The organism is Tenebrionibacter intestinalis, from assembly GCF_016632365.1.
GTDB classification, from domain to species: Bacteria; Pseudomonadota; Gammaproteobacteria; order Enterobacterales; family Enterobacteriaceae; genus Tenebrionibacter; species Tenebrionibacter intestinalis.
The window spans coordinates 1-10,491 of record NZ_JAEPBH010000068.1 but is presented as its reverse complement, the minus strand read 5'-3'; the positions used below and the strand labels follow the sequence as shown (position 1 = coordinate 10,491).

General features: G+C 53.2%; 9 protein-coding genes and 1 pseudogene. 8 read left to right on the top strand and 2 right to left on the bottom strand.

Features of this window, described 5'->3' with window-relative positions; all coding sequences use genetic code 11:
* The first annotated feature begins 141 nt into the window (after nt 1–141).
* From tssF to mdtI, 6 genes are all read left to right on the top strand, one after another.
* The gene (tssF, locus tag JJB97_RS16980; RefSeq protein ID WP_238715283.1) at nt 142–1,932 is read left to right on the top strand and encodes a type VI secretion system baseplate subunit TssF; all 1,791 of its coding nucleotides are present in this window, start codon (nt 142–144) and stop codon (nt 1,930–1,932) included.
* Complete coding sequence (tssG, locus tag JJB97_RS16975; RefSeq protein WP_238715282.1) at nt 1,929–2,969, top strand: type VI secretion system baseplate subunit TssG; 1,041 nt, start codon at nt 1,929–1,931, stop codon at nt 2,967–2,969. Before tssF ends, tssG begins: the two co-directional genes overlap by 4 nt.
* 211 nt (nt 2,970–3,180) lie before the next feature.
* Entirely contained in the window at nt 3,181–3,411 is a 231-nt protein-coding gene (pptA, locus tag JJB97_RS16970; RefSeq protein ID WP_238715281.1) for a tautomerase PptA, read from the top strand.
* Nucleotides 3,412–3,568: 157 nt separating this feature from the next.
* Nucleotides 3,569–4,381: a Cof-type HAD-IIB family hydrolase gene (locus JJB97_RS16965; RefSeq protein ID WP_238715280.1), complete on the top strand. Its 813-nt coding sequence runs from the start codon at nt 3,569–3,571 to the stop codon at nt 4,379–4,381.
* Nucleotides 4,382–4,939: 558 nt separating this feature from the next.
* Nucleotides 4,940–5,296 carry a multidrug/spermidine efflux SMR transporter subunit MdtJ gene (gene mdtJ / locus JJB97_RS16960; protein ID WP_238715279.1) on the top strand — a complete coding sequence of 119 codons (357 nt, stop codon included), beginning with the start codon at nt 4,940–4,942 and terminating at the stop codon, nt 5,294–5,296.
* Nucleotides 5,283–5,612 carry a multidrug/spermidine efflux SMR transporter subunit MdtI gene (mdtI, locus tag JJB97_RS16955; RefSeq protein WP_238715278.1) on the top strand — a complete coding sequence of 110 codons (330 nt, stop codon included), beginning with the start codon at nt 5,283–5,285 and terminating at the stop codon, nt 5,610–5,612. The genes mdtJ and mdtI overlap by 14 nt, the downstream gene beginning before the upstream one ends.
* Before the next feature lie 48 nt (nt 5,613–5,660).
* Here mdtI and JJB97_RS16950 read toward each other — a convergent pair whose 3' ends face one another.
* Together JJB97_RS16950 and JJB97_RS18860 are read right to left on the bottom strand one after the other, a co-directional pair.
* Nucleotides 5,661–6,500: a trypsin-like serine peptidase gene (locus JJB97_RS16950; RefSeq protein WP_238715276.1), complete on the bottom strand. Its 840-nt coding sequence runs from the start codon at nt 6,498–6,500 to the stop codon at nt 5,661–5,663.
* 144 nt (nt 6,501–6,644) lie between these two features.
* Nucleotides 6,645–6,754: pseudogene (locus tag JJB97_RS18860) on the bottom strand (MFS transporter); the annotation flags it as partial.
* Nucleotides 6,755–7,262: 508 nt separating this feature from the next.
* Between JJB97_RS18860 and mlc the strand changes: the two are divergent.
* Together mlc and bioD are read left to right on the top strand one after the other, a co-directional pair.
* The gene (gene mlc / locus JJB97_RS16945; RefSeq protein ID WP_238715274.1) at nt 7,263–8,480 is read left to right on the top strand and encodes a sugar metabolism global transcriptional regulator Mlc; all 1,218 of its coding nucleotides are present in this window, start codon (nt 7,263–7,265) and stop codon (nt 8,478–8,480) included.
* Between the two features lie 125 nt (nt 8,481–8,605).
* Nucleotides 8,606–9,301: a dethiobiotin synthase gene (bioD, locus tag JJB97_RS16940; protein ID WP_238715272.1), complete on the top strand. Its 696-nt coding sequence runs from the start codon at nt 8,606–8,608 to the stop codon at nt 9,299–9,301.
* Nucleotides 9,302–10,491: the final 1,190 nt, after the last annotated feature.

The window sequence follows — 10,491 nt, the reverse complement described above, 5'->3', positions numbered from 1 at the left end:
GGGCTGCGCAGGATGGACAGATGCTGAATTATCTGCTGGAGGCAGAGGCAGACCAGGATCCACTGACTGTTTTATCACTGAAGGGTTTCCGTTTGCCGGAAACCATTTTCTCATCGGGTATAGCCGCAACAGGAAGACCGCGTGTCAGACCATGACTTTTTACGCTACTTTGACGGAGAAATGCGCTGGCTGAAGGCGGCCGCGCGGGAGTTTGCGCAGCAGCATCCGCAGGCCGGGCAGCGCCTCGGCGTGGACAGCCAGTCGCGGAAAATGAACGAGTCCGTTGAGCGCTTGTTTCAGGGCTTCTCGCTGATGATGGCGAGGCTTCGTAGAAAACTTGATGATGACATTCCGGAGCTAACAGAGCCGTTGCTCGGCCAGCTATTGCCGGTAGTCAATCGCACGTTGCCCTCCACGGCAATGGTGGAGCTGACGCCTGTGAACCGGCAGAGCCACCTTGCGCCCCATACGCTGTCGGCCGGCACTGAGTTGCCCAGCCTGCCGGTCATTACACCTGACGCCCCGCAGGGCAACCGTTGTCCGTACCGCACCGTGGAACCGCTGACGTTACATCCGTTCTGGCTGGCGCGGGTAACACGCCATACCCTGGCGCGGGGCGCGCAGGCGCTGACGCTGCATTTCTCTCTTGTGGCGCATAACGAACCCCGTGAAGTGATGCTTACGGGCATTCCGCTTTTTATCGCCGCAGAACGCCAATTGCAGTCGCAGCTCTACCTGACGTTGACAAAGCACGTCAGTGAGGTTCGCCTGCGTTATGGCAACAGTCCGGAGTCGCATCCATTTACTGCGCAGTTCCTCCCATGCTGGCAGAGCGGGCAACCCTCGCTGTGGCCGCAGAGTGACAGTCCGGCGTTGTGTGGTGAAATTAGACCGCTGCTGGAATACTTCACGGCCCCGACGCGCTTTTTCCGGCTTATGCTTGATAGCCCGGTTCCCGTCCGACTTCCTGCCCGTGTAACGGATTTTACGCTAACGTTGACGCTAAGTAAGCCGCTGTGTGGCGACTTAACCTTGCCGGAGTCCGTCCTGCGTATGCACTGTGTGTCGGTCATTAATCTGTTTCGTCTGACCGGCGAGCCGCTGGTTACGCAGCCTGCGGTGCTGGATTATCGGCTACGTCCGCATCGTCTGACTGATGGTCATACTGAAATCTACGCTGTTGATCTGGTGGAGGAGCGAGAGGAAGAGGATGGCGCACGCCACCAGTATGTGCCCTACAGCCACTTTCGCCATAAGGGCGGTATGCTTAAGTATGAAGATCAGTGGCCGGCGCGTTTTTTTCATACCCGCGTCTGGCGCGGCGTATCCGGGCTGCATGAAACTCTGTTGATGCTGGGTGGCCGGGGGCATGGTGAAACGACGCAGCGGCGCCTGTTGCTGAACCTGACCTGTACCAATGGCGCTTTCCCGCGCATGGCGTTACAGCAGGCGCTGTTTGACACAGACTATACAACCGGCAACCTGGCGATACGCGGGCGCACGCGCAGCCTGCCTACGCTGCCCTGTTACCCGCCTTCATCGCCGCTGTACCAGTGGCGTCTGCTGTCGCTGCTGCATCCGCGCGCCTTAAGCCAGATGCTCGCCAGCGCAGAGAGCCTGCGCGCTGCGCTGGCGCTGCTTGACTGGACAGAGGATGACGACAATCGCAGGCGTATTGCCGGTATCCTGGCTGTCAGTACTGAGCAGGCCTTCTGCGCCTCCCGACGTTGGCACGGCGTACATATTGGCATTACGCTTGACGAAGCGCAGTTTAGCAGCGCGGGAGATGCATGGCTGTTTTGCGAGCTGCTGGAACAGTTCCTGTCTCAGTACGCCAGCATTATCCGCTTTACCCAACTGACGGTGACGCTTGCCGGTAGCGGGGAACAGTGGCAGTGGCCAGCGCGCTTTATTAACAGGGCGCTGATGTGACGAATAACCTTAAAAAACAGACTGACTCCGCGCTGCCGCCGTTCTGGCTGGATAGTAGCGGCCGTGACCGCACGGCGGAGTATAATTTTTATCGTTTTTGCCGGACACTGGAAACCCTGAGCGGGACGAAGCTGGGGACTGGCGCGTCGCTGGCCGATCCGGTGCGCTTTCGGCCTGACCCGCATATGGGCTTTCCGGCAGGGGAGCTGCGGCGCACTGAAACCGACCCGAATAACCCGCAGGCCCCGCCCACGGTCAGAACAACATTTCTGGGGTTGTATGGCGTGGATTCGCCTTTGCCCACAGATATCGTTGATGCGATTAACCAGGGGGCAGACGGCGCAGAGGCGATGGCGGCGTTTCTCGATATCTTCAACCACCGCATCATGACTCAGTTTTACCGCATCTGGCGCAAATACAGCTATCCGGCTACGTTTGAAGCAGGCGGCACGGATAGTATCTCCAGCAGTCTGATGGCATTGATGGGCATTATGCCGGGCCGGCATCAGCCTGCGCCCCGTCTACTGGGGCTACTGCAACCGCTGCTGATGACTACGCATACCGTTGACGGTATTAAGGCGGTTATCCGTAACTGCGCGCCTGGCACGCGGGTTTGCGTGGTGGCGAATCAGCCGGTCAATTTCCCAACCCGGTTGCGGGCCAGACTATCCGCCGCCAGCCCAATGCGGCTGCAAAAGGGAGTTGTAATGGGCAGCAACGTCAGCGATGCGAACTACTGCATGACGGTGGAGCTGGAAACTGACGACCCGGATGAAGTAACCGGCTGGCTGCCCGGCGGGCTGCTGCGTGAAGAGGTGTTCCTGCTGCTGAAAACATATTTGGGCCATGATTATGATATGCGCTTCTGGTTGACGTTACCGGTGAACCTGTTGCCGCGCCCGCGGCTGGGTGACCGGCGATTGTTGAATGGCTATAACATTATGCTGCGGCAGCGGGAGGATGATCGAGGCGACAGGCCGCAAGCGGTGAGAATTGGCTTAGGGAGACTAAGAGGCGCAGAAGGCAACCGAAACTGATTGCCGGTACAGACATTATCCGCAAACTCACTCAGCCCATCAGGCTGTATGGGCATATGCGGGGCCAGTCACACCGTGAGCAGGCGGCTCGGCTCTGTACGCTGAACTTCCCGGCGGTAGCTGGCGCGGCGAAAGATTGCGATAAGGTTCGCGGAGATTTACGAGACATGTTGCCGCGTGGGCGGCGAGGGCGATAAAAAGGAGAGGGGACGTGCCGCATATCGATATTAAATATTTTCCACGCGATCTGAGCGAAGCGCAAAAACAGTCGCTGGTAGACGATCTTTGCGACGTTATAAAAAAGCATTTACATTCGGCAGACAGCGCGCTTTCCGTGGCGTTAAATGAAGTAGCGCCTGAAAGGTGGCAGACGGATGTTTACGATCCGCTCATTCGTCCTTCTCTGGAAACGTTGGCGAAAAAGCCGGGCTACACGCTGTAACCCCACGCGGCGCGCAAACGAACAAGTAAAAACGGCGCTCCTGGCTGAATATAACGTCTTTCAATATGCAGGCGGTATGTAAACGCATTTTGCCGCTTTTCAGACGATTGTTATACTGATTTGCTTGCGCTACACCAGTTACAGATCCTGAGGTTATATGAAAATCAAACTTATTGCCGTAGATATGGACGGCACCTTTCTTGATGACAATAAATGTTATGACAAAGAAAGATTTATGGCGCAGTATGCCGCGCTGCGTCATAAAGGCGTTAAATTCGTCGTGGCCAGCGGCAATCAGTATTATCAGCTTATTTCTTTTTTTCCTGAGATCCGACATGACATCGCTTTTGTCGCTGAAAACGGCGCGCTGGTATACGATCGTGATGAGAGACTGTGGCACGGCGAGCTACCCCATGATAGCTACCTGAAGGTGCTCGATGCGCTGGCGGCGTTTGACGGCGTCAATTTTGTCGCCTGCGGTTTAAAAAGCGCTTATGCGCGCGAAGGCGCGCCGGAAGCGTTTATGGCGATAATGGCAAAGCATTACCACCGCCTGCAGTCAGTGGCGGATTTGCGTAAGGTCGATGATGTTATTTTCAAATTCGCGCTGAATTTGCCGGATGCGGAGATTCCGGCGCTGGTAAACCAGCTAAATCACTCGCTGGATGGTATCGTCCGTCCGGTAACCAGCGGTTTTGGATTTGTCGATTTGATCATTCCCGGTGCGCACAAAGCCAGCGGGCTACAGCGCCTGCTGGACAGATGGGCGATTTCGCCGCAGGAGTGTGTGGCGGTGGGCGATAGCAGCAACGATGTAGAAATGCTGCGACTGGTGGGCTACCCGTTTGCAATGGAAAACGCCGTGAGCGAAGTAAAAGCCGTGGCGCGCTATGAAACCACCTCCAATAACCAGGCGGGCGTGCTGCGTATTATCGATCGTGTGCTCAACGGGGAAAGCCCGTTCTGTTAATAATGCTGTGTGGCCTGGTCCGGTGAACGTCGCTCAGTCATAGGCGCGCTGCCCGTCCAGGCTTTGCTTTGGCGCAGCAGGCCAGGCGGCGGTATTATTTTATATCGGCTTATTTCGGGTTATGGAACCGCCTGGCGCGCTTTAAATTAAGTTCTGCCCTGTTTAATAGAAATTGCACGTGGCGGATTAAAGCCGTTTTATAATATGCGTCACGTAAAGAACTGAAAAGAATTTGAGGCCATTAGCGTATTATGCTAGAAATAAAAAGTGATTAATTTCCGGAGGCAATTTTTTTCCGCAAAGATGAGAAGCAACCCTGCGGAGAGTTGTAAATATTATGGACAAACGGTTCGCTACGCGATCAATCTCTGGCTTCATTTCCCTTTCCTGCGCCCGTGCGCTCGCCGGTGAACAGCACTGGCGTAACGCGTTATAGTTTCTCTCCCCATTGATTTTATTGGCCGAATACCCATCCGGGTACTTGCGCTGACAAATTTTTATTTGGCCTGTAATTAATAAGGGGCCAGAAATATTATTATTCTTCACGGGAGAGGAACCATGTTTTACTGGCTATTACTGGCCCTGGCGATTGTAAGCGAAATTATCGGCACGTTGTCGATGAAATGGGCAAGCGGCGGGGAAGGCATGATCGGTTATTTTATTATGCTGGCTATGATCGCAATTTCTTATATTTTCCTGGCTTTTGCAGTGAAGCATATTGCGCTGGGGGTGGCTTATGCTATGTGGGAAGGCATTGGGATTTTGTTTATTACGTTGTTTAGCGTGCTTCTTTTTAATGAAACGCTGTCGGTATTAAAAGTTGCGGGGCTTATCACGCTGGTGGCGGGCATTGCGTTAATTAAATCCGGTACCCGGAATGTGAAAAAAGCGCAGGTGCATCATGCAGACGTTTGAGTGGATACATGGAATGTGGCTGTTATTGGCCATTGTGCTGGAGATTATCGCGAACGTTTTTCTCAAATTCTCCCACGGCTTTCAGCGTAAAAGTTACGGCATATTGTCGCTGGCGGCAGTGCTGGCTGCATTCAGCGCCCTGGCGCAGGCAGTTGAAGGAATTGAACTGTCAGTGGCCTATGCGCTGTGGGGGGGATTTGGCGTATTTGCCACCGTTGCTGCGGGCTGGCTCCTGTTTGGCCAGCGTTTGAATCTCAGGGGATGGTTTGGGCTGGGGTTACTGCTGGCAGGAATGCTGTTGATTAAACTCGCCTGATGCGCGCTAACGCAGGCAAAGCGGGAAACGGCGGGCTGTTTTTTCCTTTTATTTATGCTTCAGATCAGGCCCTGCCAGCGTCATGAGCTTATCGCGAAATCCGGTTACGGCAATGGCGCGGTTGTCAGCTCTGTCACGGTCTTTTGCCGCGGGGGCGGAGCTTTGTACGGCAACCAGCGCCCACCCGGCGACGGTTTTTAGCAACAGCGGCGAGCCGCTGTCGCCGGGCAATGTGTCGCACTGGTGTGAAAGCACCGACTGTTGCGACCAGCCGGTAATCAGGCATGCCTCATGACGATAAAGGGTATCGAGGTGATCTTGCGGATAACCGGACTGCGTGACTTTGCGCTCCTGTGCCTTAAGCGCGGCGGTCAGGGCGTCGCGATCGCCTTCAAACAACGGCAATGGCGTAATGCCTGACGGTGCGTACCGGATAACTATCAGGCCAAAATCCCACGGCGCAGCGGCGGGGGGAACAATCCAGCCATCGCCGTCCGGCTTGAGGCGTTGGCGTAATGAAGCAGGGACGCGGCCTTCTATGCCGTGTATATCGTAGCGCCATATGCCGTCGCGTGAAATAAATCGCAGCGTAGCAGCTTTATCCGGCTTACCGTCTGGTGGCGTGAGCAAACAGTGGCCCGCCGTCAAAGCAAGATTGGGGGTGATGAGCGTGGCAGTACACAGGTTGCCGCTGGCGGTTTCAAGCTGCCCGATAGCATCCCAGGGCGGGAGGGTAGGGTTATCAACGCGTGTGCGATCGTCGTGACCAAAAAATAGCGTCTGAATTTCTGCTGCGCTAAGGGTATCGGTGTTGGCCCCGGCCTCGCTCCTGCCGGGCTGAGGCAGCAGATACAGCGAGGCTACTAACCATATAACAGTTTTACGCATAACACTCTCAGAAGGGCAGCGGTGAGTTATTAACAATCCTCTGAAATGTAACTATAGCCGGGACGGCGCCAAAGTGGGAGCGAAATCAGCATACTACGCTGTTAAAACCGCAAGCCAGCAGCTACCGTCTGGCTTGACTGCATCAATGCCGTTAAACAGCGCCATGAAGGCCCCATCAGAAAAAAGCCGTCGGCAAACAACCAGAGCAGGGCGTTATCACGCCAGTGCAGACGGAAGTTAATGAGCAATGTTTTCGCCTCTATCCTGTTAACAGGAATGATACGGCTAACAAACAGGCCCGTTAATGTGATATCTGATCTATGTTCAGAGGAGGAGGGGCGACGATTATTCCGCCGAATTTATTAATGCGCTCAAATAATGCATTAATAAATGTGAATGTTGAATTAACTCGCCTGCGTTATGCTGTTGAGGTGGCTGAAGATCCGTATTCAGGCCGTGCAGCTACCTTGCTTACTCTTGCGTAACCGCCGCTTAGCCAACAGTTTCCCACTAACAGAAGTAATACTCTTTACTCTTTGCGAAGACGCCTGGCGACAGGGTATCGCTGCCGATAACAAAAATACGCCTGGTGTGGTGGCACCAGCGGCGCATTTTTCATCATACAGATGGCAGCGACGTTAAAGACCGGATAATAAATGTGCGTTCAATCACAACAAGAGGCAAAATTATGGCGTTGTCCGGTAAACTGTTTCACCATGCGCTGTATATTATTTCGAAGCGCGAAAAATAAGGGAGCCGGATGTGGTGGCTGACAGTCAACCGGGACATATCGATCAGATTAAACAAATTAACGCCGGTGCCGTCTACCGGTTGATTGATACCCTTGGCCCCGTCTCGCGCATCGATCTCTCCCGCCTGGCCCAACTGGCGCCTGCCAGTATTACGAAAATTGTACGCGAAATGCTGGAGGCGCACCTGGTACAGGAAACCGAAATTCCGGTGCCGGGCTGTCGGGGGCGGCCCGCTGTAGGCCTGATGGTGGAAACGGATGCCTGGCATTATCTGTCCGCGCGTATCGGACACGGCAGCATTACTATGGCATTACGTGATTTAAGCGGCGCTCTGGTCGTCGAAGAAGAAGAACCGCTGCCGCCGGTTGCGCCGCAACCGCTGCTTACTCGCATCATCGCGCAAATTGACGGCTTTTTTACTCGCCAGCAGCAGCGCCTGGAGCGCCTGACCGCGCTGGCGATTACTCTGCCAGGCATTGTTAATACCGCGCGCGGTATTGTCTATCGTATGCCGTTTTATGATGTAAAAGATATGCCGCTGGCGGAAATGCTCGAACAGCATACCGGCGTGCCGGTGTTTATTCAGCATGATATCAGCGCATGGACGATGGCGGAGTCAATGTTTGGCGCTTCGCGCAATACGCGAGATGTGATTCAGGTTGTTATTGATAATAATGTGGGAGCTGGCGTGATCGCCGACGGGCGGTTGTTGCACAGCGGCAGCAATAGCCTGGTGGAAATTGGCCATACGCAGGTTGATCCTTACGGAAAACGTTGTTATTGCGGCAATCACGGTTGCCTGGAAACGATAGCCGGCATGGAAGGGGTGCTGGAACTGGCGCAACAGCGCATGAGGCAGTCGGTGAGTTCGATGCTGCATGACCAGCCGCTGTCTGTTGAGGCGTTGTGTAACGCCACGCGGCAGGGCGACCTGCTGGCGCAGGAAGTGATCCGCAGCGTTGGCACAAGCGTGGGGCGTATTCTTGCGATTATGGTTAACCTGTTCAATCCTCAAAAGATATTGATTGGTTCACCGCTCAATCGCGCGGCCGATGTGCTGTATCCGGCAATCCTTACGTGTATACATCAACAGTCTTTACCTGCATACAGCCGTAATGTGGAAGTGATGGCAACCAGTTTTGATAACCGCGGCACTATGGCGGGCACAGCATTAATCAAGCATGCGATGTATAACGGAACATTATTAATCAGGTTGCTCCAGGGCTAACGCGTTTCTGTTTATTCACCAAACATTGCGCTATCTCAATCCTGATGGCGTACGCTTCTTTTAGACTCTTTCTTTTGTTGTTTTATCGTTAATATTTTTCCTGGGTTTAACTGCCGGAGCACGTAATGCTTAAGCGTTTCTTTATAACAGGTACGGATACGTCGGTTGGTAAAACCGTTGTGTCGCGCGCGTTAATTCAGGCGCTCGCTTCCAGCGGCAAATGCGTGGTCGGGTATAAGCCGGTAGCGAAGGGAAGCCTGCAAACGCCGGATGGGTTGCGTAATAAAGATGCGCTGGCGTTGCAAAGCGTTTCAACTTTATCGCTGCCCTATAGCGCCATTAATCCTATTGCCCTTGGCGAGCGCGAAAGTAGCGTGGCCCATAGTTGCCCGGTAAATTACAGCCTGCTTTCAGAAGGGCTGATGGCGTTGAGCGCACGGGCCGATAACGTGGTCGTGGAAGGCACCGGCGGCTGGCGTAGCCTGATGAATGATCTGCGTCCGCTCTCGGAGTGGGTGGTGCAAGAGCAACTGCCCGTTTTAATGGTTGTAGGGATTCAGGAAGGTTGTATCAACCATGCGCTATTAACCGCACAGGCAATAGCCAGTGATGGCCTGCCGCTGCTGGGCTGGGTGGCGAACCGCATTAACCCCGGGCTTGCGCACTACGCCGAGCTGATAGATGTGTTAAGGAAAAAACTTAATGCCCCGCTCGTAGGGGAACTACCTTATTTGCCGCGCGCGGAGCAGCGCGAGCTTGGCGGTTACATTGATTTACCGACATTACTAAGCGCGCACAAGCGTAGTATCGCTGCGGTCTGAAGCGCGATGCCGGGCCATACCGAGGTTACCGCCAGCAGCATGGCGAAGGTGGGGCTGAAACCCTCTCTGTTTTGCCGCTGTTGCGCATTTTTTGCCTGGCTGCTGTGTTCATCCTCCTGCTTCCCCGTTTTCCCGGCACGGAGAGCGTTTTATCGCCGGCGTGCCGCGCATCAGTATTTATTTGCCTGAGCGTGGTGTTTTGTCAGAGGATGCAATGTTCGTTTATGTAGCCGACTAACACTGACCGCTCCCGGGTCGGCACGGGCGGCGCTGAACGTTATTTTCAGCCACCTTCTGTGGATACGGGGCGTTTGTGAGAAATAACGTTTTTCTCAACGGGCTTCTGCCTGCGTTTATTCAGGCTCTGCTTCCCGATATGACAGAGGAGACAGGCGTACGCCGCAAATCCCATAGGGGCAGCATTCAAATAAACAACGCGCGCGATAAAAGCATAAAGCAGGATGATACGTTTTATTGCCCGGGCACTGCGATCTTTTTTGCAGCGATTTCCACAGGCCTGCGTTGAATATAGATATCTTGTGCAGAGTAAGCTCATCCCGTCTGCCGTTTACCAACAGCCTGTCTTTCTCTTTGGTCAGCACATCCCCGGAAGTTAATAGCTGCATCCCCTCATACCATAAAATAGCTTTGTGATTATTTCTGGAAATAACGCATGAAAAGGTTGTTCCTGTCTCAGGGCAAACAAAAGAATCAATAACGCCGTACTGCATCTCTTTTCCCTCTCTTTGGTTAAGGCCGCTCCTGCTTCAGCACCGGGTAAAGGAAATAACGTAAGGGGAGAAAGTTATGAAAGGTGTTTGAGTGACCATAATTTGTAAACCTTACTTATCTGTTAAAAAGCAGAGGCTGGTTTGGCTTAAGAAAATTTAAGGAATAACCTCACTTTGCATATGTGTTTTTTAACATAAATTATTGAAAATGATCAAATTTTTATTTGATTAACGATTGTGTGTCTTTCTTATTTTTTTAATTATTTATATATTTATTGTGTGAATATACCGATAAGTTATAATTTACAGGGGGGATGATTGATGTCGGGTAAAGTTTACAAATACAGACTCACTATAACATAATTATTACTTTATTTCGTTATGAACGAGAGTTACGCCGCGTTACAAAAGATGAACATTGCTATGAGACGACAATAAGTCAGTCCGCCTGGTGCTGAT

Coding starts and splice junctions, on each gene's coding strand:
- mdtJ (WP_238715279.1), top strand. CDS start 4,940: ATGTTTTACTGGCTATTACTGGCCCTGGCGATTGTAAGCGAAATTATC.
- JJB97_RS16950 (WP_238715276.1), bottom strand. CDS start 6,500: ATGCGTAAAACTGTTATATGGTTAGTAGCCTCGCTGTATCTGCTGCCT.
- JJB97_RS16965 (WP_238715280.1), top strand. CDS start 3,569: ATGAAAATCAAACTTATTGCCGTAGATATGGACGGCACCTTTCTTGAT.
- mdtI (WP_238715278.1), top strand. CDS start 5,283: ATGCAGACGTTTGAGTGGATACATGGAATGTGGCTGTTATTGGCCATT.
- bioD (WP_238715272.1), top strand. CDS start 8,606: ATGCTTAAGCGTTTCTTTATAACAGGTACGGATACGTCGGTTGGTAAA.